Origin of the sequence: Paraburkholderia phenazinium (assembly GCF_900100735.1) — a bacterium.
In the GTDB taxonomy this organism is placed as follows: Bacteria; Pseudomonadota; Gammaproteobacteria; order Burkholderiales; family Burkholderiaceae; genus Paraburkholderia; species Paraburkholderia phenazinia.
In genome coordinates this window covers 507,780-530,045 of the sequence record NZ_FNCJ01000002.1, presented here as the reverse complement: position 1 = coordinate 530,045, position 22,266 = coordinate 507,780, and the positions used below count along the sequence as shown (strand labels likewise).

General features: G+C 60.4%; 18 protein-coding genes. 5 read left to right on the top strand and 13 right to left on the bottom strand.

The genetic code is table 11. The annotated features are described in order from the left end of the window. Nucleotides 1–28: 28 nt before the first annotated feature. From BLQ92_RS06155 to BLQ92_RS06120, 8 genes are all read right to left on the bottom strand, one after another. Nucleotides 29–376, bottom strand: coding sequence for a RidA family protein (locus BLQ92_RS06155; protein ID WP_244106081.1), 348 nt, complete (start codon nt 374–376; stop codon nt 29–31). Between the two features lie 38 nt (nt 377–414). After that, nucleotides 415–1,848 carry an NAD(P)/FAD-dependent oxidoreductase gene (locus BLQ92_RS06150; protein ID WP_090682570.1) on the bottom strand — a complete coding sequence of 478 codons (1,434 nt, stop codon included), beginning with the start codon at nt 1,846–1,848 and terminating at the stop codon, nt 415–417. Further along, nucleotides 1,845–2,153, bottom strand: a complete 309-nt coding sequence (locus BLQ92_RS06145; protein ID WP_090682568.1) for a (2Fe-2S)-binding protein — start codon at nt 2,151–2,153, stop codon at nt 1,845–1,847. The genes BLQ92_RS06150 and BLQ92_RS06145 overlap by 4 nt, the downstream gene beginning before the upstream one ends. Further along, complete coding sequence (locus BLQ92_RS06140) at nt 2,131–3,234, bottom strand: NAD(P)/FAD-dependent oxidoreductase (RefSeq protein ID WP_090682566.1); 1,104 nt, start codon at nt 3,232–3,234, stop codon at nt 2,131–2,133. The genes BLQ92_RS06145 and BLQ92_RS06140 overlap by 23 nt, the downstream gene beginning before the upstream one ends. Then, nucleotides 3,231–4,025, bottom strand: a complete 795-nt coding sequence (locus BLQ92_RS06135) for an ABC transporter permease (protein WP_090682565.1) — start codon at nt 4,023–4,025, stop codon at nt 3,231–3,233. The genes BLQ92_RS06140 and BLQ92_RS06135 overlap by 4 nt, the downstream gene beginning before the upstream one ends. Further along, complete coding sequence (locus tag BLQ92_RS06130; RefSeq protein ID WP_090682563.1) at nt 4,022–4,921, bottom strand: ABC transporter permease; 900 nt, start codon at nt 4,919–4,921, stop codon at nt 4,022–4,024. Before BLQ92_RS06130 ends, BLQ92_RS06135 begins: the two co-directional genes overlap by 4 nt. Before the next feature lie 14 nt (nt 4,922–4,935). Further along, nucleotides 4,936–6,000, bottom strand: coding sequence for an ABC transporter ATP-binding protein (locus tag BLQ92_RS06125; protein WP_090682562.1), 1,065 nt, complete (start codon nt 5,998–6,000; stop codon nt 4,936–4,938). Between the two features lie 86 nt (nt 6,001–6,086). Further along, entirely contained in the window at nt 6,087–7,115 is a 1,029-nt protein-coding gene (locus BLQ92_RS06120) for an ABC transporter substrate-binding protein (RefSeq protein ID WP_090682560.1), read from the bottom strand. A 140-nt stretch (nt 7,116–7,255) separates the two neighbouring features. Here BLQ92_RS06120 and BLQ92_RS06115 point away from each other — a divergent pair, with 140 nt between their 5' ends. After that, nucleotides 7,256–8,155 (top strand): LysR substrate-binding domain-containing protein, encoded by a 900-nt coding sequence (locus BLQ92_RS06115; protein WP_090682559.1) that lies wholly within the window; start codon nt 7,256–7,258, stop codon nt 8,153–8,155. A gap of 16 nt (nt 8,156–8,171) precedes the next feature. Here the strand turns inward: BLQ92_RS06115 and BLQ92_RS06110 are convergent, their stop codons facing one another. From BLQ92_RS06110 to BLQ92_RS06095, 4 genes are all read right to left on the bottom strand, one after another. After that, nucleotides 8,172–9,443 (bottom strand): type II toxin-antitoxin system HipA family toxin, encoded by a 1,272-nt coding sequence (locus BLQ92_RS06110; RefSeq protein ID WP_090682557.1) that lies wholly within the window; start codon nt 9,441–9,443, stop codon nt 8,172–8,174. Then, nucleotides 9,440–9,991 (bottom strand): helix-turn-helix domain-containing protein, encoded by a 552-nt coding sequence (locus tag BLQ92_RS06105; RefSeq protein WP_090682556.1) that lies wholly within the window; start codon nt 9,989–9,991, stop codon nt 9,440–9,442. Before BLQ92_RS06105 ends, BLQ92_RS06110 begins: the two co-directional genes overlap by 4 nt. 194 nt (nt 9,992–10,185) lie before the next feature. Next, nucleotides 10,186–10,551: a GFA family protein gene (locus BLQ92_RS06100; RefSeq protein ID WP_090682555.1), complete on the bottom strand. Its 366-nt coding sequence runs from the start codon at nt 10,549–10,551 to the stop codon at nt 10,186–10,188. A 200-nt stretch (nt 10,552–10,751) separates the two neighbouring features. Continuing rightward, nucleotides 10,752–12,788: an arabinofuranosidase catalytic domain-containing protein gene (locus BLQ92_RS06095; RefSeq protein ID WP_280517435.1), complete on the bottom strand. Its 2,037-nt coding sequence runs from the start codon at nt 12,786–12,788 to the stop codon at nt 10,752–10,754. 600 nt (nt 12,789–13,388) lie between these two features. Between BLQ92_RS06095 and BLQ92_RS06090 the strand changes: the two genes are divergently transcribed. Continuing rightward, nucleotides 13,389–14,621, top strand: a complete 1,233-nt coding sequence (locus tag BLQ92_RS06090; RefSeq protein WP_090682971.1) for an NAD(P)/FAD-dependent oxidoreductase — start codon at nt 13,389–13,391, stop codon at nt 14,619–14,621. 38 nt (nt 14,622–14,659) lie between these two features. On the opposite strand, the gene BLQ92_RS06085 is transcribed toward BLQ92_RS06090, so the two are convergent. Then, complete coding sequence (locus tag BLQ92_RS06085) at nt 14,660–15,814, bottom strand: MFS transporter (protein WP_090682969.1); 1,155 nt, start codon at nt 15,812–15,814, stop codon at nt 14,660–14,662. Between the two features lie 1,011 nt (nt 15,815–16,825). Between BLQ92_RS06085 and vgrG the strand changes: the two genes are divergently transcribed. The 3 genes from vgrG to BLQ92_RS06070 all read left to right on the top strand — a co-directional run bounded on the left by vgrG (nt 16,826) and on the right by BLQ92_RS06070 (nt 22,260). Further along, the gene (gene vgrG / locus BLQ92_RS06080; RefSeq protein ID WP_090682551.1) at nt 16,826–19,195 is read left to right on the top strand and encodes a type VI secretion system tip protein VgrG; all 2,370 of its coding nucleotides are present in this window, start codon (nt 16,826–16,828) and stop codon (nt 19,193–19,195) included. Nucleotides 19,196–19,200: 5 nt separating this feature from the next. After that, complete coding sequence (locus BLQ92_RS40580; RefSeq protein WP_244106084.1) at nt 19,201–21,522, top strand: M23 family metallopeptidase; 2,322 nt, start codon at nt 19,201–19,203, stop codon at nt 21,520–21,522. 87 nt (nt 21,523–21,609) lie between these two features. Then, nucleotides 21,610–22,260 carry a hypothetical protein gene (locus BLQ92_RS06070; protein ID WP_090682549.1) on the top strand — a complete coding sequence of 217 codons (651 nt, stop codon included), beginning with the start codon at nt 21,610–21,612 and terminating at the stop codon, nt 22,258–22,260. The last annotated feature ends 6 nt before the right edge of the window (nt 22,261–22,266 follow it).

Genomic DNA, 22,266 nt, shown 5'->3' with positions numbered 1-22,266 from the left:
CGGGGATGGGAGCGTCACAGTATCCAGTCTATGCGCAAGCAGGGGGTTGCTGCTCGTTCGCCGCAGCCGTCACATTAAATTCCACCAGCAACTCGGGCAATCCGAGCGTAGCCTGCACCGTGCAGCGGGCCGGCAGGTGCTGCGGATCGACCCAGTTTTGCCAGACGGCGTTCATGCGATCGAACAACGCCATATCCTTCAAATAGATCGTGACCGACAGGAGTTGCTGCTTGCTGCTGCCCGCCTGCTCCAGCAAAGTATCGATGCGCCCGAGCGCTTCGGTGGCCTGCTCCTCAATGGTACGCGCCTCGGGTGCGCCAGACGAGGTTTGGCCCGCGAGGAATAGCAGGTTACCGGCGCGCACCATTTTGCTCATACGAGCATTACCAGGGGTTCTAACGATAGGGGACGCGTTCATTTGGGTGCAAACTCCGTGGGTTTTGCGGCGTTGATGTCGGGGATGTGGGACTCGGCAAGATCGCCGAGACTCACCGGTTTGATGGGCGGACGAATACGGTAATAACCGACCTCCGCCACGGGCTTCGCCTGTGCCTCGGCGAGCAGTTCGGCGACGGTCAGGCCACATAGGCGTCCCTGGCACGGTCCCATGCCGCAGCGGGAGAACGACTTGGTCTGGTTGGGTCCAGTGCAGCCGAGGCGCGCCATCGCACGAATCTCGCCTGCGCGCACTTCCTCGCAACGGCAGACGATGGTTTCATCTGCGGGACGGCGAAATACGTCCGCTGGGCGATATAGCGTGTCGAGGAAAGGGCGCACGGCACGATGCCGCTCGAGTTCGCGCCGTAGCGGTGCGGCTTGCTCATCACGCGCCTCACGGCTGACCGCACCGAGCCGATGAGACAGGGCCAGCGCGCTCAGCGCGCCCGCCGTCTGAGCGGCGATTGCGCCTTGGATACCGCCGCCGTCACCCGCAATGAAGAGACCCGGCACCGTGGTCTCACCCCATGCGTCGGTGCACGGATGCCAGCAAAGTTGGGCCTCGTCCCAGCGATGATCGCAGCCGATCGAGCGCGTGAGTTGCACGTTCGGCACGACACCCTGATGCAGCAGGACGACGCTCGCGGCAAGCCGTGACGTGCGCCCCTTCGCGATGTATTGGACGGCCTCTGCACGGCCTTCGCCTTCCACCGAGAGTTGAGTGACGTGCCGGATATGTGGAATACCGCTACGCCGGATCGCACTCAGCAGACGTTGGCCCTTGAGCAGATACGCCGGCGTACGCAATGCGCCGGGCAAGTCTGCAAGCGCGCGCCAGTAGTTGCGCGAAGGCGTCGTGTCAAGAATGGCCGCCGGCACCCTGCCCGCCTGAATGAGCTGCCATGCAAACAGATACATCAGCGGTCCGCTGCCTGCGAGCACGACCGGCCCCTCGGGTAGCAGCGCGGACGACTTGAACAGCGTCTGCGCGGCGCCCACCCCCATGACCCCAGGCAGGGTCCAGCCCGGAACCGGGCACGGCCGCTCGTAAGCGCCGTTGGCGATCATCACGGCTTTCGCCTGGATCTGTCCGCTCGCCGCGGTACCGCTGCGGCGTGTGAAGCTGATCTCCAGCGAGCGCGTGATTTGCCACACGAGGGTTTCGGGCCAGTAGCGTATGCCCGATTGCGCAAAGCGCGAGACGAGACCCGCGCCCCGGGTGTAGTCGTCACCGAGCAGCGCCGCATCCGGCAGCGGCGAGCGCCCGACATTGCGATAGATCTGCCCGCCCGGCATCGGATTCTCGTCAAGCACCAGCACGTCGAGACCAGCACGCGCCGCATCGAGCGCGCATGCCATGCCCGCCGGGCCGGCCCCTACGATCACAAGGTCCACCGTTTCGATTGTCATACGAGTGCCCTCGCGCCAGCCATGGCTTTCACTTCCATCCCGTCGCGCACGCGCACCATGCAGGCCTGCTGGTTCGGCAAGCCGTCGATTTCGACCAGGCAATCGAAGCACACGCCCATCATGCAATACGGCGCGCGCGGCGCAGCACCCACAGGGGTATGACGGAAGACAGTGACGTCGGCGTACAGCAGTGCGGCCGCCACGCTGGCGTATTCCGGCACGTCCACACTGCGCCCATCGACGACAATCCGCACGGTGCGGGGCGAGGCGCCGTCGATCTGACTAAACAGAGAAACGTTTTGCATAGAAGTAGTCAAGAAGAGAAGGACGTTGGCCGCCGAGCAACCAGGCGACGAGCAATTCGCAATGCGCGGCAGCAAGCGTCACGCCGCTGTGGCAGGTTGCGACAAACGCACCGGGATGCGTCACGGATTCTTCGTAGACAGGCATGCTGTCCGCTGTCATCACGCGCAGTGCGCCCCATGCGCGCACAACCCGCACGTTTTTCAGCAGAGGGAACTGCGACACGGCCTTGCGGGCGATGTGCGCGACGATCTCAGGCGTCACGCCGTCGTCCATGCCCACGTCCTCTGCCGATTCACCGAGCAATACCGAGCCCTCAGCAGTCTGTCTCACGGACATCGTCGGGTACTTGAGGAACGGACGCACGCGTTCGGTCACGAGGATCTGACCGCGCAGCGGAACGACCGGCGCGGTGAGTCCGACCATCGGCGCAAGTTCTCGGTTGCCGAGACCCGCGCACAGCACGACGCGCCCAGCTTCGAGCGTGCGCTTGCCGGTGTCGATACGAAAGCCGCCGTTCGCGCGTTCAATCGACCGCACAGGCGCCTCCGGCACGTAGGCACCGCCTGCTCGCTCAAAGGCGAGGAACAGCGCTCGCAGCGTATGGAGCGGGCTGACATGGCCGTCGTTCGCCGAGTAGACCGCACCGGCCACGTTCTGGCCGACCTCCGGGATGCGTTCACTCAGTTGCTGGCGGTCGAGGATGTCGTAGGTGAGGCGCGCATCCTGGGCGTGTAATTGGCGCAGCGCATCCACACTGCCCGCCAGCGCGTCATCGGTCATCGCGATGCTGATGCCACCCGGGCGCGAGTAGCCGATACTGAGCGACGACGCTTCTTCAAGCTCAGCCGCGAACGCTGGCCACAGCAGCGCCGATTCGAGCGACCAGCGTCCGTAATCGACCTGCTTCCTGCCTTTCCCAGAGACCCAGATCAGGCCGAAGTTTCCACGTGCGGCACGTACGCTGGAATCCTCTCCATCGAGCACGATCGTCTTCTGGCCGCGCTTGGCGAGCCCGTAAGCGATCGCCATCCCCACCAGACCGCCGCCAACGATCGCAAAATCGTATTCCTGTTTCATCAATGCTTCCCCATCAGAACCTTGTCGAGCCCTACGAGCCTGTCTAGTACGAACATCAGGCCAAGCGTGACCGCCATGATCACCGTTGCGACTGCCGCAACCATCGGATCGACGGTTTCAGTCATGCTCATATAGATGCGCACCGGCAGCGTGATCGTGGTCGGCGCCGCGATGAAGATCGTTGCGGTCAGCTCGTCGAAACTGCTTGCAAAACCCAGCACCCAGCCGGCGGCAATACCCGGCACCAACGCGGGCAAGGTGATGCGCCGAAAGGTGGTCCATGCATTTGCACCAAGCGAGACGGCGGCGTGTTCGGCATCGCGCGTCGTCGCCACCAGCGAGGCCATGACGAGCCGCAGGCAGTACGGGAACACCAGCATCACGTGCGCCATCACGAGCGAGACGAACGACCCGGACACGCCAACCCGCGTGAACAGTTGCAGCAGCGCGACACCCAGCACGACAGGCGGAATCATCAGCGGCGAGAGCAGCAGCGAATTGATCGCGTTGCGCCCGGCAAAGCGGTAGCGGATGAGACCCAGCGCGGCCGGCACGGCCAGCATCGCCGCCAGTGTGGCGGAGAGCGTCGCGAGCCACAGACTGTTCGCAAATGCCTGAGTGAAATCCGGATCGTCAACGATCGCTTTGAACCAGCGCAGCGAAAAATGAACGGTCGGCACGCTGAGCACATTGCTCGGCGTAAAGGCGACCAGACAGACGATCGCCAGCGGCGCGATCAGAAACACGGTGAACGCGGCGTGGAAGCCGAGCGCCACAGGACCGTTTCGATTCATGATGTAGCCTCCCCAAAACGGCGCTTGAGGCGTCGCTCGACAAAGCGGCTGTAGAGCGCAATAGCGCCGAAATTCAGCACCAGCAGGCAAACCGCAATCGCGGCGCCCATCGGCCAGTTCATGCTGTGCAGGAATTCGTCGTAGGCCGCCGTTGCGACCACCTTGATGCGCCGGCCGCCGATCAGCGCAGGTGTCGCGAATGCGCTCGCGCTCAAGGCGAACACGATCAGGCTGCCGGACAGAATGCCCGGCGTGGCCTGCGGCAAAACGATGCGGCGCCATACCGTGAGCGGGCCTGCTCCGAGCGAGATGGCCGCGTTGGCGATCTGGGGATCGACGCTTTGCAACGAGGTCCAGACGGACAACACCATCAGCGGCACCAGTGCATGCACCAGCACGACCACCACGGCCCCAAACGAGAACAGCATCTGCGGTGCTACCTCAAACAGATGCAGGCGCACCAGCAATTGCGCGACGACGCCCTGACCGTCCAGCAGGATCGACCAGCCAAGCGTGCGCACGACGGCCGAGATAAACAACGGCCCGAGCGTCAGAATCAGGAAGAACGCGCGCCAGCGCGCCGACATACGGAAGATGATGTAGGCCTCGGGCACACCCAGCACGACCGTTCCGAGGGTCACGCTAATCGCGAGTCCGAACGTGCGCAGAAAGATCTCGTGATAGTACGGATCGACGACGATCGCCGCGTAGTTATGCCAGGAGTAGACATCGAGCACGCCGCCCGAGGCCGCGTCGAAGCCTTGCAGGCTCAGCACGGCGACGAGCACCATCGGAATGATGAGCAGCAACGCGAACAGCAGCGTGACGGGCGCGACGAGCAGCGGTCCATTAGGCCGCTTGCGGCGCGAGGCTTCCGGTGGCAAACGTCGGATCATGGGGCGAGCGGCGCTCATCGTGCGACACCCTCGGTATGCGGCGCAAGCGGACGCAGTGCGCCGCCGGACCAGTCGAGGCCGACCGCGTCGCCGACCTTCGCCACATGGCCGCCGCCGTTCGCAAGCTGCACCTGCAGGTCGCCGATGGCGGTACTCACGTTGACCGACCAGCAGTTGCCGTGGAACGCGCACGCCTTGACGAGGCCATCCACGTGTCCCGCGCCGCTGGCGACCAGTTCGATGCGCTCGGGACGCAGCGAGAATGCGTATTCGCCGTACTCGTGCGGCGCGTCAAGCGGCAGACTCGCGGGCCCTACTCTGAGTACGCGCTGCGCGCCGTCGCTCGTCACCCGTCCATGCAACACATTGGCGCGGCCAATAAAATCCGCGGCAAAGAGACTGCCGGGATCGTCATAGATGCCGGTCGGGGTATCGAAGCGGACCACCGCGCCCTGATTCAGCAGCGCGACGCGGTCGCTGATTGCCAATGCTTCAGCCTGGTCATGAGTCACCATGATGGTCGTAGTGCCGACCTTCTGCTGGATGGCGCGCAACTCGGCCTGCATGTCGTGACGCAGTTTCGCGTCGAGGTTGGACAGCGGCTCGTCCAACAGCAGCAAGGGCGGCTCGATCACGAGAGCACGCGCGAGCGCGACTCGCTGACGCTGCCCGCCCGACAGTTCGCGAGGGTACTTCGCCGCATGGCGGCCGAGTTGAACCAGTTCGAGCGCGGCCATACACCGGCGCTTGCGGGCCGCCCCGTCGACGCGCCGCATCTGCAGCCCGAACTCGACGTTCTCCGCAACCGTCATATGCGCAAACAGCGCATAGCTCTGGAACACAATGCCAAGGCCGCGTTTTGCAGGCGGCGTACCGATCAGCGACCGGCCTTCCAGGCTGATATCGCCCGACGTCGGTTCGACGAAGCCGGCAATCATCTGCAGGGTCGTCGTTTTGCCGCAGCCCGATGGTCCCAGCAGCGAGACGAATTGCCCACGCGCGACGTCGATGCTAAGGCAGTCGACCACGACGGTCTCGCCGTACTGCTTGTTCAGGCGTTCGATCCGTAAATAAGTCATGAGTTTGGTAAACCTTGCGATTCCTCTGGCGACCACAGAAAGGCACCCGGCAGCGTCGCCCACCGCGCACGGGTGCCAACAGCCGGTCAGCGTTCTACGTCACGATTCCATTGCTGGGTCCACGTCGCGCGCTTGTCGTTGACCACGTCCCAGTCGACCTTGAGCATGTTCGCGACCGCAGTGGGACTCGCGACACGCGCGGCCACCGCTGGCGGCAACTGGGTTAGTTTGTTGGCCGGCGCGACGCCTTCTTCGTCTGCATACAGCGCCTGGATTTCCGGCGACAATGAGAACTGCACGAACTTCTGGGCGAGATCGTTCGGCGCGTCGTGTTTGACCGGACACATGCTCAGACCCAGTGCGACTGCCCCTTCCTTCGGTGCGACGAACTTGACCGGCACGCCCTGGTTGCGCAACGCCTGCGTGCGGCCATCGCCCCATGCGGCAATCGCGATGCTGTCGCTCTGGAACAGCTCGGAGATCTTGCCCGGCGACGGGTCAAACGACAGCACGTTCGGTGCGATTGATGCCTTCATCGCCTCGAATCCGGGCTGGATGTTGTTCTCGCCGCCACCGTTCAGACGGGCGAGCACGATGAGCGCCTGCAGTCCATAGCCGTTGCTGATGGTGGGGAACTCAACCTTGCCCTTGTAGCGTGGATCGGAGAGGTCGTGCCACGAGGTCGGCGGCGCCCACCCCTTCGCTGCAAACAGACGCTCGTTGTAGACGAGGCCGGTGGCATTCATCCCGATGGTCACCGCCTTGTTGCTCTTGAAGCGGGCTGCGTCATACAGGTTCTTGTAGACCGGCGCATCGGTGAGGGTGTCGCAAAAGCCGAGCTGGATCGCCTGATACATCGGACCGTCGTCGAGAAACACGACATCGAGGTTTTCCTTGCCTTTTTGCGCCTGAAGGCGCGCCATCGTCGTCGTGGAGTCGCCCGGAACGACCACCACCTTGACGTTGTTGGCCTTCTCGAACGGCGGAATGATCTTTTCCCGCAGGAGTTGTTCGAAGGATCCGCCGAAGGCACCGACATAGAGCGTCGTTTCAGCGTGGGCCTGCGCGGCGGCAAAAACGCCGGCGAGCATGATTGGGACGATACGTTTGCGCATTGAAGTCTCCATCGATAGCGGAATGTTATGCTGCTATTTATCCGGCTCAATCCCGGCATGAAGACAGTTTTGTGCGCCAAATAGGTACCGTCAAATCAGAAATTTGCGGCGATATATGCCTAAATGTTATGGGGTAGGAAATGAAGAGCCGGCAGCTTGAAGCGTTCCGGGCGGTGATCCTGCGGCAGTCGATTACGCGGGCAGCCGAAATGCTGCATGTCACGCAGCCAGCCGTAACACGCCTGATCCTCGATCTGGAGACGGAAATAGGTTTCAGTCTGTTTACACGCGAGAAAGGCAGGCTGTTCCCGACTCCGGACGCGTTACTGCTCTATCAGGAAGTGGAGCGCTCATTCGTCGGCGTTGAGCGCATCGCCCACGCAGCGCAGCAGATTCGCTCGCTCACAAGGGGGTCGCTGAACGTCGCGGCGGCTCCCGCATTGGCGTTGAACCTGCTACCGGAATGGATTACCGATTTCACACAGGTGCATGAAGGGGTGACGGTGTCGCTACTCGTTCACGGTACGAAACTGGTCGCGGAACTTGTGGCGAGCGAGCAATGCGACATCGGCTTCGTGACGTACACGACATGGCAGCCTGGCGTGCGGCTCGAGACACTGTTCAATGCCGATATGAAATGCATTGTGCCTAAGGGACACCGGCTTTCGCGCAAGCGGGTCATTACCCCCGAGGACCTGGCCGGCGAGAAGTTCGTTTCGTTTCCGCGCGAGTACGATACGCGCCGCATCGTCGACGAGACCTTCGCCGCGCGGCAAATCGAGCGTGTGATGAGCGCGGAGTGTCAGTTGTCAGCCGCGATCGCAACCTTTGTGGCGCGCGGCGCCGGCGTGTCGATCATCGACCCGGTGTCCACCGGCTATTTGACGGATGAGGTTTCGGTCCACGATTTTGCGCCTGCGATTCCGTTCGAATACGGTGTCGTGACATCCGACCGGCAACCGCCGTCGCGTCTCACTAGCGCCTTCCTGGAGTTCGTGCGAGAGAAGGTGAAGGAACGGACGGGGCGCCCGCAGGCCTGATCAACCGCCGCCCTGCTCAACCATCCGCGAGGCGAAAAGCTCCGGCCATTCGATCCTGCTCTCGAGCGGGCAGCCTAAGGCCATTCGCGATAGTTCTCCATTGACTGACCGTGCCCCGGAAGTCTTCAATGATCTCATCGGCCTCGCTCAAACGCAGCCGGAAGTACCCGGCCACCTCGCGCGCCAAGTCGAGATCCAAGGCGTTGTCTGCTTCGGTGATGTTGAGCTTCAGGCCATCGGCAGCGGGGACCGGGTTCATGTCGTAGGCTTTGGAGAGCCGCCATCCGGCGCCCGGGACCAGGATGAAACCGTGGTTACGCAGGTGGTCGTCGGTGTTCGAAACGAGAATGTTGAAGACAATTCTCGACCATAGCTCGCGCAGGTCAGCCTTGGTTTGCACCCCGTGCCTCATGAGGACCTCGGCCAGCTCCAGATAACTGGCCCCCGTGGACGCATCGTCACCGTCGACATGACGGGTCATGGTCATCGCCGAGGCAAAGTGAAGACGCCGGCCGCGCTCTGTGCGATCGAACCGGCGGACCATGAAGCAGTGATAGTCACTGGCGAATTTCCGCGCCTCAGCGACAGCCACGTTCAGACCACAGCCAACAGCCAAGGCATTGACGACCATCTCCCAGCCCCCTACATCGTAATCGTCGCGGGTGCTCGGAAACTTGGCGATGTATAGGCGCCCATTGTCGTCCGCGACGCTTGCCTTGGGTCTGGCGCCTCCAAGCGAACCGCCAGGGGCAATGAGCATCCTCAGCCAGTCCTGCCCCTCCTGAGCCACGTTATCAGGGTCGTCCTCCAAGGCCCGGCTCGCGCGTTCCAATTCATGAATTTCGGTAAATGGAGGAGCGGCCTCGCCAATCCGGTCATCAAGAAACTCGCCCGCATCATCGAGTTTGTAGCGTAAGGCGCCCACACGGTAGAGGTCATGCACGCCCAACAGGTAGTCCGATTCGTAGAGCCGCGCACCCCTACGCTGAACGCCAGCACGAATGTCCCGCTCACGCCTGCGATTCATAAGCAAGCGGCCCCATCGATCGGGGCTCGAATCCGCGAAGACCCCGAACTTGTCTTGCGGCGGAGTGGGAAACTGCGGACCTTCAAATAGTCCGATGCCAGGATCAAGCTGTAGATGGCCGAGGTCAGCGTCATTCAACGCTGCAGGATCATACTGGAACTCAAATAACTCGCTCGCGCGGGTTCTGCGGCTATGCAGGAATCCAAGTTTTTTAGGCTCTCGCAGGCCGTCCCAGTCCGCATACACACCGATCGTCGTCATTTTTTTTCGTGCTCTTTACGCACTCTCTTCACCGGCTTCAGAAGCGAAGCAAGGTCCGCCGCCGTGGTTCCGGGTGGTTTCGCAGATTCCTGACCTGTACTGACCTTGGGAACACGAGCCCAACCTGGCGCACCAGTTTTTTCGGACGGCGTTCCTTTCGCAGTACCTGGCGATTTTTGCTTGCTTGCTACACCCGCGCGCCGATCCTGACCTACTGGGCTCGTAGTGGCGATGGGCTGGGCAGTTCGGCCGCTGCTTCGCGTCACCAGGCGTGCATCCTGCAGTTGACGACCGAGTTCGTCCGCTGCCGCCAGTTTTGCCAAATCATTCTCAAGCCCCAACACCTGCATGACGGAGAGGTAGGCACCCATCGTCACCCCCGAAGCACCGGCCTCAAGAGAGCGAAGCGTCATCGGAGACATCCCGGCCCGCTCCGCGACCTGCCTGGCAGTCAACTTCCGGCGCAGGCGAGCGAGCTTAAGCCGCTCACCCAACTCGGTCAGCAACTGGTTCGTATACGGTAAGAGAGGTGCCGTCTTCTTCGCCATCGCGCTGATATTCCAGCCATTTCTGCCAAAGTTAGCCAGAATATTAGCACATTTCTATGCTAATACTCGATCAAACCCGAGAAAACAGGCAACGGACGGCATTCACAGCGCCAATATTATGGCAATATTTTATAAAAATCGCCATAATATTAGCACTTTTAAGTGGAGAGAGCGCGTATGCCGCTCAGATTCAGCTACCCCACCATCGGCAACGAGGCGCCGTCGATGACGCTGATTTCGAGGGCCAACGGATCGAGACCTTCGACGCAGCCGAGATTGACGCGGTAGCCGTCCTTGTCGCCTACCCCGTCGCCGATGTACACAAAGATCCCGCAGGATTTGCAGAAGTAGTTGTTCAATACTTTCTCGTTCCAGACGTATACGCCCAGATCGCTCGCAACATGGTGCGGCGTGAAATCTGCCGATGGAATATAGCCTGACGAGAGCACCGCCCCTCTTCGTAAGCAGAGCGAGCAGTTACAGCGCCTGCCGCTCGCGATCTCGGGGCTGCGGAACGAGAAGCGGACGCGGCCGCAATGACAACGCGCCTTGTACTCCATAGGGTGACCTCCGAATGCTCGATCGCGTACTGGGGACGTGGCAACGAACAACGCTTCCGAACGCCAATATTATGTCGAGATTCGATTGAAATCGCCAAAACATTGGCACTTTTGCGTGACGGATGCGTGTTCGACTATGCGGCGGAATGCGGCCGGCCCGGCCACTGCCGTGGACCGGACGCAACCGCCGCGATTCACGCCTACGTACCCGAGGCAGTCAGGATCGAGAGGCTTGGGCAATAATGCGTCGCACCGAGGTACGCCGCTTGCTGCGAGCGATCTCCAGCGGCATTCGACGTCGGCGGATCGATAAACACAGAGGCATTATTCGATCCCGCGGGGGCCGTGAAGCTCATCGTCACCTTCCACCAGCTCCCCACCTTCACCGCGCTCACTGAGCTCGCTTGCCCAGCCCCCCACGTCCCGCGCACGGCCTGACCGGTATTCGTATTCAGGACCCAGGCGAATTCCGTGTTGTTCGAGTCATCGGTTTGTATCGAGCCGCCAGGAAAGACCGTCGCGTTGGTCGTAGCAAGCACATAGTCGGTGAAGCTATAGGTTTGTCCGCCCTGCACCCGGATGACTTCGTGGATATTGGCCACCGCCGATCCATTCGTACCGGTCACCGTCGCCGCATGTGTGCTGCTTCCCGTGACATCGGTCGCGGGCACGGCAGTGCCGCCATTTGACTGGCTCCATGCATCCGGCGTGGCCAGACTCAGCGGTGAATTCACCAGGTTGTCTGCATAGCAGGCAGCGGAGGTCTTATCGGCTGGCGGCCCATAAAAGCTCGCAATGCTGGCCTGGATAGCGTTGTCTGTTGCATCGGATGTCGCCTTGGTGATGATTGCGCCTTCGGAGAACTGGATAGGCGCAGCGCTGCCGTCGCCGCCTTCGCCGAGCGATAGGCCACCCTGCCATTGCCCATTGAAAGCATGGCCCGCACTGTTCCCAAAGTTATAAGCTTCGGGGGGAGCCGCGTCATAGAGTGCTGTCAGAACGCTTTGCGAAGCCGAACCACCTTTGACCGCAAAGAGATTCGACGCCGCCACCGGAGAATACTTGGAAAGCACCGTGACAAATTTCTCTTTCCACGGTTGCTGCGGACCGTAGAGATAGACGCCCGCCTCGGCATCCACCCCCGGCCAATTGATATCGGTTCCATTACATACGGGGTCCTTTACATTGGGTGCCTGGGCCGAATCGCCATCGCAATAGCCAAACACCGCTGCGTTGCCGTTTGAGAACGCCAGCGCGAACATTTCACCCTCGACTTCTCCGTGTGCATAGGTGCTGGAGTTAGCACTGCTTTCCATATTTCCGTAGGTGCCGCAGCACGTGGACGACTGATCATAATGTGCCCCCGCCACCATATATTCGGCGATCTCGGTGTCCCCGATCGACTGGTTCACTGTGCCGAATCTATTGCGGTAGGCTTGTCCGGCCAACGTAGCGAGCACCGGAACCTGGGCGTCATGCAGCGACACAAAACTGAGCTTGGCCGGCGTGCCGGCAAGCGCCGGCAAATCGTTACCGATCGATACCTGGAGGGTCGGCGACTGGGTGGTCAGCGCGGTGGGAGGCTGCTGCAGTTGAACGGTCAGTGTCCCGGCGGTTCCAGGCAGCGTGATCGTCGCAAAGCCGTTGAGGACCGGAACGGTGGTCGTCTGCGACCCTGCACCACCATTCGGGACGGTCAGCGACTCGGTTCCGTCTGGATTGAGCGTGAGGGTGGCCGTCACATTGCCGAACGCTCCGCTCTTGAGAGGCGCAACCAGGTCGATCTGATCGTAAATGTAGGAGATCGAGCAGGATGTATTGTTGCAGAACGTATTGGCGCTTCTGACATTGGCTGAGCCGATCAGCGCCCGGTCAGCGCCATTCGGCAAGGTGCTCCACGTATAGGGATAGATGTTCTGCGTTGTGTTATCCGATGCCCGTTGAATCTGGAACAACGGGCCGCTGTAGTTCTTTGTCAGCAGGCGTGTCACGCTGTGGGCCGCGGAGCACGGCGTATTGGCGGCGGCTGCCGCATCGCAGGGCAGCGGCAGCTCGGTTGCCGCTGCCGTGGATGTAGCGGTATTCGACTGGGTTGGCGCGGTCGTTGGTGACGAACTCAGATTCGACGCGTCCGTTGCTTGAGTCTGCGCAGACGTGGAGTCGGTACCCCCACTACACGCAGCAAGCGCGACAATTATCGCCAACAAAGCAGCAATTGATCCAATTCCTCTGGACATCATGACCTCCTCCTATGGAAGCAAGCTTCGGATTAGTCTCATCACGCTTAGTTGTACAAATTGAATTGAATAGGTACGGGACAGTGATTGTTCGCTCCGGGGACAGCCTCCGGCACTACGCGGCAACACATATTATTACTAATATTATGCAATGACATCGCTCCGCCATGTAAGGATAATCCCTTATACGCCGTGCGGTAGAGCCAGAACCCCCGACCCGAGGCGCAAGCAAGCGCCACCGATGGCCACGGGTTCATAGATATTATTGCTAATAATGCCTTCCACGATTGCACGCCGCTCGGACCGGCAGTCGATCTGCCGAAACACCGTTTACTGGGGCGCATGCTGAGAAGATCACCCAAAGGATGGAGCGCCGGCTCGCCCCTGATGTCCCGCGGCCTTGTTTAAAGCGATCTGATTCAAGGCTTGCCGCCAGGACGGCTGCGGCACTTCCTTCCTCGTATATGATTACTCGCGTCGTTGCTGGCCTTGCTGCGCTAGCCACGATTCGCCCCAAGGCCGAGCGCGAGCATGAGCGCCCTTTGCATTAACCAGTCCGGCCCGCATCGCGCCGGCATTTCGCCTGAACTCATGACCAGAATCAAATTCGACACCGTCGTACTCGGCTCGGGCATTGTAGGTGTGTGCGTCGCCGCGCATCTGCAGAAGCGCGGCCGTCAGGTCGCGCTGATCGACCGCAAGCTGCCTGGCAACGAGACGTCGTTCGGCAACGCCGGCTTGATCCAGCGTGAAGGTGTCTATCCGTATGCGTTTCCACGCGAACTCAGTACCTTGCTGCGCTATGCGCGCAACCGTTCCCCGGAGCTTCGCTACCATGCCAACGCGCTCCTCAAAACCGCGCCGTTCCTGTGGCAATACTGGCGCAATTCGCACCCGGCAAAGCACGCAGCCATCGCCAGGTCCTACGCGACGCTGATCGAACATTGCGTGAGCGAGCACCGTGCGCTGGCTGCCGAGGCCGGCGCTAGCGAGTTGTTGCGCGCGAGCGGCTGGATCAAGGTGTTCCGCACCGAGGCGGCATGGGACGCAGAAACCCGCGTCGCTGAAAAATGGCATCGTGAATATGGCGTCGCCTTCGAAGCGCTCGACGCCGCACGTCTGCAACAGGCTGAGCCCAATCTCGCCCCGAGCTTGTCCGGCGGCTTGCGCTATTCGGCCTCCCATTCCGTGAGCGACCCCAACGCGCTGGTCACCGCCTACGCAAAGTATTTCGAAGCGCTGGGCGGACGGTTTTTCATCGGCGACGCGGACTCGCTTCGCGAGGGTTGGGAACTCGATACGCAAGCCGGAACCATCACGGCATCGTCCGTGGTCGTCGCGCTGGGGCCGTGGTCGGATCGCGTGGCCAAACGGTTCGGTTACGACTTGCCGCTCGCCGTGAAGCGCGGGTACCACATGCACTACGCGCCGCAGCCGACGGCCCGTTTGCATCATCCGGTGCTGGACGTCGAGAAGGGCTATCTGCTGGCCCCCATGGCACGAGGCATCCGTCTCACCACTGGAGCGGAAATCGCGCTGTGCGATGCACCGAAGACACCCTTGCAGCTCGCTGCCGTCGAACCGGTGGCTCGCACGCTGTTTCCACTCGGCGAGCGTCTCGACGACGAACCCTGGATGGGCCGGCGTCCATGCACCCCCGACATGATGCCCATCATCGGGCCCGCGAAAAATCAGCAGGGCTTATGGTTCGCATTCGGCCATGCGCATCACGGATTGACGCTCGGCCCTGTCACCGGCAGGCTGCTCGCCGAAATGATGACCGGCGAAGAAACCGTGGTGGATGGGCGGCCATTCAGGGTCGAACGGTTCTAGTCGTCATCGGAGCCGGCTTCGACGCCCGCCTCGACGCGTCAGATCTTCCTGGTTCTTACTTTCAGCTTCACCTGAAGCAAGGTCAGCGCACCCAGCACGAACACCGCGATGGTCCACATGCCATCATGGTGCAGCAGGACCGAGGCGGTCGCGGCAATGCCTGCCAGCCCTTGCTGCAGGAAACCGCATAGCGCCATGGCATGCGCGCCGTAATCCTGCGCATCGCTGACGGCGGTCGCCATGCTGTTGGGAAACAGCACGGCCTGGCCAAAAATAGTCAGGCAGTACAGCTCGATAAAAATCCACAGCCCGGCGAAGTGGGTCAGCACGCCGCCTGGCAAGAACACCAGCATCAAGGTGGTCGCCAGGGCGATCAGCGTGGCGCCGGCATGCATCAGCCGCACGCCGCCAACCCGGCCCACCAGGCGATTGACCAGCATGGCGCCGCTGAAATAGGCCACGCCGATCAAAAGACCGATGCTGCCGAAGCCCGTCACGGCCAGATGAAAATGCTCCTGAAAGACGAACGGACTCACTTCCTGCAAGGTCACGGTGGTGGCAAATCCCAGGCCTCCCGCGCAGGCGGGCCACAGGAAACCGGGGCGCTGCAGCACCTTCCAATACGTGGCGGCCATACCCGACGTGACGGCGGTGCGGCGCCCCGCCTTCAAAGGCAACGAATACGACAGCCCGACGGCGAACGCGGCGGTAATAGCCATCAACACAAACCCTGCTTGCCAATGGCTGTACTGGCCAATCAGCCCACCGATAAACTGCCCGCCGCCGAGTGCCGTGATGAAGGCAATCGACAACACGGATAGCCGTCGCGCCAGTTCATCGCCACGCCAGTTATCCCGAACGATAATTCTCGCGATGATCGCAGCACCCCCGCCCGCGATGCCCTGGATGGCACGGAGCACTAACAGTTCAGGTGCAGAAGTGCAGGTTGCGAGTAGCAGGCTGCTGGCAATGAACAGCAGCAGGGAAATCAGCAACGGGCCGCGCCGCCCCCACCGTTCCGCTGCGGCGCCCCAGAAGAGGACGGGCAGCGCCGCGCCGATCACATAGGCGGAGATCGACAACTCGACGGTACTTCGCGTCATCCGCAAGTCGCGCATGACGATGGGCAAGGATGGCAGATAGACCGTCGTCGCCATCTGCGCCATAAATACGATCAGGCACGCTACCGCCATGGCGCGGAAAGCCGAAGACGCACTTTCCGGCGACGCATCGATGCAATTGCCAGGCTGAACAGCTCTTTTTGTATTGGTGAACAATTGCATGGAATTTCCAGACATAGCCAGCCCGGAATCGTATCAAGAAGAGCGACAGCGCGCTTTCGACATGCCGGTCCATGCAGCGCGCATCGTTCGTTAGGTGCGGGGTGTCGAGACAAAATAAAGTTGTGTAGTGCCAAAAGCAAAGTTGCATAGTACCGCTCCCCTACCGAGTTGGACGCTCACGCCCACTCACCCAGGTTACCCATCTTCGCGAAGGATAGATCGTCGCGCTCCTGCGCGATCACGGTGTTGACCTGAAATGGGAAGGCCCCTGGCCGGACAAGACCTTTGCAAGGCCAGGACGGGCGTACGTGAAGAAAGGCTCCGGGGCTGCTCGCCCTGTAGCTCGCACGGGTTCGAACACTGAGCAGACACCTGTTGATACTTCCGCCGTGGCATTCGAACCAGCCCAGCGAAAACGGGCCTGAATCCTGCCGTTCACCCGGGGCTTCACGGTCAACCGCTTGCGCGGGTTCCGAAGGTCCGATTGCCGTCCAGGTCATGCGTCTCACGACGCGTTTCACCGTTCAGGGGGTACTGCCATATATCTCAAATCAATAGTTCGCAAACGTCTCTGTCCGGGTCCTCATGCCGGTGGACAAAGCTAGAAAGTCATCAAACGTCAGGAGCGTACTTTCCACGGATCTTCATGATGCAGCATCTCGGCCGCTGACCTCCGGAGACAGGTGGCTGTGCCCAGATATCTCCCTCCAGTAGATCGGACATTCATCTCCTATCACGCAGTTCAATCTCAAAAAATAGGCGCAATCCGATTTAATGATATTTGATTTGATTGTCGAAAATTTCCAACGCCTTCCCGTCATTCCAATTGACGCTTTCCTGTTGCTGCCCCTAAATTCAATCGGTAAAAGTTGCGACCGCAACGATTTCGTATCGTTCCTCACAACCGTACAGGGATGGCGTATGAATGCTGCGACAAAGAACTTTACGGATGCGCTGCGCCACCCGAGCGCGCGGCTCACCCAGCATCTGAAAATATGGATCGGCGCACAGGATCTCGACCTCGATGTGCTCGACTTCAAGGTACGCGGCGGGCTCTGCAAGGACTACAAGGTCGATATCACGGTCACGTCGCCGCGCCTCGATATCGACGGCAAGGACTATGTCGGGCGGCGCGCGGGCCTGCAGGTTGACGAGCGGGCCGCGGTGCCCTCGGCGAGCTGGACCAGTCCCGTCGACCATGCGGCGGCCACCTTCAATGGAGTGGTCACGCGCTGGAAGCGCATCCGCACGAGCCGCGATGAGGCTGCTTACCAGGTGCGCATCAAGCCGCGCTTTGCTGCCCTGTGCAAGCGGATCATCAAATCCGACGTACTGAAGGATGTGACGTTCGAGGAGATGGCCCGCCAGCTGATGGTCGATGGGCAGAACTTCGACGCCTTCGACATCGAGTTCCATCTCGAAGGGCCACAGGAGAAGATGGAGCAGGTCGTGATGTACGAGGAGTCGATCTGGAACATGGTCACCCGTCACGCGAAACGCAATGGCATCTTCTGGTTCTACCGGCAGGAGCGCGGCGAGAACGGGCTGCTTGACATCCTCGTGTTCGCGAACAATCCGCGCGCCTATATCCGGTCGCTCAACCTGCCGCTGCTGGCCGGGTCGGGCCTGCACAGCAACTGGCACGAGGCGGCGCAGACGGTTCACGAGCAGCGCGTGCTGGTGCCGGCGACGGTCGAGCTGTGGGAGCGTAACTACCGCACGCCGGCAGACCCGCTGCGGGCCACGGCGAACGTCTCCGACGAAGCGGGCGACCGCTCGGTGTTCGGCCAGATCAGCCGCAGCACGGAGTTTCACCTGACGCCGGCGCGGGGCGAGGCGCTCGCGCAGACACGACGCGACGAGCAGATCGCCCGTCAGGTGACGCTCGCGGGCAAGACTGATGCGAAAGGCATCGCACCCGGTGTAGTCGTCAAGCTGACCAATACGAAGATGCCCAGCGCGGAATACGGATTCGTGGTGACCTCGTTCAGGATGGAAGGCAGCCGCACGAAGCCCGCCTATACGCGCTTCAAGGCGATGCCCGCGCATCTGACCTACCGGCCCCGCTTCGATTTCGAGCGCGATTGGCGTTTTCTGGGCGGTCCCGTGGCGGGCGTTGTCACAACGTTGGACTCGGCCCCGTATGCATACCTGGATGAATTCGGGCGCTATCCCGTTCTGCCGAAGTTCCTGCAGGGTTCGGGCAATACCGATAACAAGCTGCTGAACCTGCGCCTGCTGCGTCCCTCGTCGTCGTACCAGGGCGGTTTCCACTCGCCTCTTCTGCCCACGACGGAGGTGATGCTCGAGGCGGCCCATGGGGACGTGGATCGGCTTCACATCAGTGGCGCGCTGCACGATTTTTCCCATCAGGATCCGGTGCGTGGCACGGATGCGTTGTTTAGTTATGCCATCTGGCGCTCGCCGCTGCTGGGGGCTGAGGTCGTTTTCAATGACCTGCAGGGCAAGGAGAGTGCCCGCATTGCGACGGTGTACAGCCAGACGGCGGTGAACCAGGGCTACCTGCTCAACAGTAAAAAGCTCCCGCGCGGCACGGGGTACGAGGCGACGACCCGGGCGTGGGGTACGTTTCGCGCAGCGAAGGGGCTGTTCTTCTCGGCCGACGCGGCGGCCGGAGCCGATACCCCACACCTCGACATGCCTGCCGCCGTCGTGCAGCTAAAGGCGGCGCTACAGCGCGTGACCGAGCTGGCTGCGGCGACTACGCAGGCCAAGGCAGACCCAGCGGACCGGGCCACGCAGGCGGCGCTTCTGGACGGACTGAACCAGCTTCGTGACGCGGGGCTGCTTGCCAGCGCTCCGGGCGGCATGGCGTTCGTGACGCCGAAATCGGTACAGCACTCGGCGGGCGAGAACGTGATTGTCACTGCAGGCCAGGATATGGACGTGAGCGTCGTGAAGCGGCTGCGCATGGTGGCGGGCGAGCTGATTTCGCTGTGCGCGCACAAGCTTGGCATCAAGATTTTCTCGAAGGGCAAGATTGAGGTGCAGGCGCAGGGCGCTCCCATGGATATCTTCGCCGACCAGCAGTTGCACGTCTCGAGCGCCACCGCGAACGTGCTCGTGGATGCCAAGACGAAGGCGATGATGGCCTGCGGCGGCGCGTCAATGACTATCGAGAACGGCAACGTCGTGTTCAACTGCCCCGGCGAATTCCGCATCAAGGCTGCCTCATTTACGTTCGAGGGGCCGGGCAATACGGCGGTCACCCTGCCGCAACTGCCGGTGAGCAACTACCAGCCCAACTCCCGATATAGTCACACGCAATAACGATCATGATCATCAGCCCACCGTTTCTGCCCGACGCCGGTCTTTCAGCCCCGACCGGCACGAACCCCGATCCGATGATGGACGCCGTTGACAAGTTCGAGTGTGCACACGGCGTCTACCCGATCGCCTTCGACCGGCGCTGGCATTGTGGCGTGCATCTTCAGCCGGACACAAAGGGGAAGGTGTATGCGATTGCCGATGGCGAGGTCGTTGCCTATCGGGTCTGTCAGCACGCGATTGACGGTGGCGCGAGCCATACGGGCTTTGTGCTGCTCAAACACACGACCGAGACCGGCGATGGCCGCCCGCTGACGTTCTATTCGCTCTACATGCATCTGCTTCCGCTGGTGGAGTATCAGCAGCACAGCGCGAACGCCAACGAGATGCCGGAGTTCCTGCGCATGCCGACCGGTGATGCCGCTGCGCAGGTGCCGCCTGCGGAACCGGGGAAAGGCAACAAGGTTAAGCGCAAGGATGTGCTGGGGTGGCTCGGACAGTACGAGGGCATGCCTCATCTGCATTTCGAAATCTTCATGATGCCGGCGGATTTCGACGCGTACTTCGGGCATACGCAACTCGGCAACGCGACGCCCACGCCACCGGCCGGCACCGACTGGTGGGGGCACGCGTATTTCGTCATTCCGGCTGGCAGGAGTTTTTTAAGCTTGCCGACAGGCGCCGTTACTGATGCTCACCAAAAGCACAAGCTGCATGGCATTGAATTCGAGCTTGGGCAGGCGGGCTCGAACAACTTGCCGCTGCTTGTGGAGACCTACTTCGGCAAAGGCGCGAAGTACACCAACGTTTGGACGGTCGAGGCAGACGGTACCCGCACGCTGCTTACGTCACAGCCGGTGCCCGAAGCCGATTACGAATACGATCTGTACAAGCGTGCCACCGCGCTTTACCCGACGTGTCCGAGTGACGGCTACGAGCTGCTGCGTTTTGGTCGCATCCTGTCCACGCCCCAAACGCTGGCTGCTGATGTGCGCGTGACGTGGATGAAGGTCACCTGGGCTTCGGGCCAGGTGGGTTACATCGATATCAACGACGCAAACATCCACAAGTTCTCGGACGCGGATTTCCTGTCCTTCATGGGCTGGCAGAAGGTGAGCGACAGCAATACGCCATTCGGCAGCGACGGACTGTGCGATGTGGGTGCCTTAAAGAAGCTGCTGAACGATGCCTGGAATAATCACGAAACTGCCTTGGAGCAACCGCAAACAACGGAAGCAGCGAAGGCTGATGCGATTTTCAGCCTGAAGAGTAATGAACAGGTACGCCACCAACTGCGCGGCTTCGTTTGTCAGGCGCCCAGCGAATGGGACAGCACGCATAACGAACAGCGCTATGCGAAGTTGCTCGACAAGGGGGAGTTTTACGATGGCAACATGCAAGGCTATAACGATTTCCTCAAGTACCTGAAGGAGGTCCAGTTCTGGGACAAGACCGGCTTGCCCGCTGGGCAAAAGCTCTGGTTCTTCCATCCGCTTGCGTTCATCCGGCATTTCAGGAGGTGCGACTGGCTGAGCCTGCAAGAGCAGATTCAACTGCTGCCTCGTAATTCGATATCTGATGCTGGCAGCCAAATATCGTGGGTTGAGAGTAAGAAGCGATTTACTGAGGGCAACAGCGATGCTAGGGGGCAATCACCCCAAGGCATGTGGCTGGCACTCAATCACATGTTTCTCAAATATGGATTTAATAGTAGTCTCCGGAAGGCCCACTTTCTTGGACAGATTTTCAAGGAGACGGGGGCTTTATGCTCAACAAGGGAGAACGGAAACGCGGATTATTTCCGGAAAATGTATGAAAACTATACCGCTAGTGATGCTGCCTATGATTTCGATAACAAGTACAATTGGCTTAAGAATCTCGGTTTCCTAAAAAATCGGGATCGTGCCGCATACATAGCCCAGCGCCCCGGCGAAGTTCACAAGAAAGCCGTAGCCGGTGAAAACACTCAGCCGGGCGATGGTGCTCGTTTCTGCGGTCGCGGTTTGATTCATCTTACATGGCGAAAAAGCTATCGCGAATATGGAGAATATCGCGACAAGGATTTTACGACCGATCCCAACCCGACGCTTCTGCAAGCGGATGCGGAAACCGCTGCGGATTCTGCTGGCTATTTCTGGGTTAAGACTCGTATTAACAGAAAAGCCGACCATGGCTCGAGCAACACAGATGTCCAGGGTTGTTTTAGCTTGGTGGGTGGTGCGGGCGGCTTGCCAGCACGTCAGCAGTTCTTTCGTTACACCTACTTCATCCTTGGCGAAGCACCGGATATGCAAGCAGATAGCACATTGGAACGTCAGAAGGAGGGGTGATCGCGATTTGTCTCAGACTCCTTTCGCTGCTTTTACTCGCTGGCTGGGACAGCCTTTCATGTCGAATTTAATAGAGGCTTTGTTGTTATGAATAATCGACGGTTTTTTACATTACAGTTTTTGTTGATATTGCTTTTTCTGTCCTTTGTGCAGCAGGCCTGCGCAACCGACGTTCCTGTGGAAGTTCAGGCTGCAGTGAGTGCTCGCACCGACGCGAGCCACAAACTGCAGCTACCGATCATTGACGCGGCACCGGCGATGCAAGGGGTGTACATCTACTTTGTGATGAACACGTCCGACGAGCCAGGTTACACGAAAGACAATCGGCCTTACATGTTGGATGCACATTTATTGTTCGCTGACGAAAATCATCTCTGGCACGATAAGCTATTCGATCGTTACGTAAAAGATGACGGTATACCAGGGATTGCCACTGTCTTTTTTGCGAACGCAGATCATGATTCGAAAGAGAGGGAAGTCATAATTTTAGTACGAACTCCGCTCAATCATTACGATTACGGCGGAGAATATTACGACGGATATATCTACAAGTTAACTGGAAGCGCTCAAAAAGGCGCTGTTTTCGCGGGATTGCAGAGTGACGCGAGTGCGCCCTTTGTAGATCAATGTGAATGCAGTTTTCGAGATGGCCACTCTACGCATGCACAGTATAAAGACGCCGAATCGATTCGAAAGGTGCTGGAAAAAAGATATCATGCCACTCCTAAATCAAAATGAGAGATT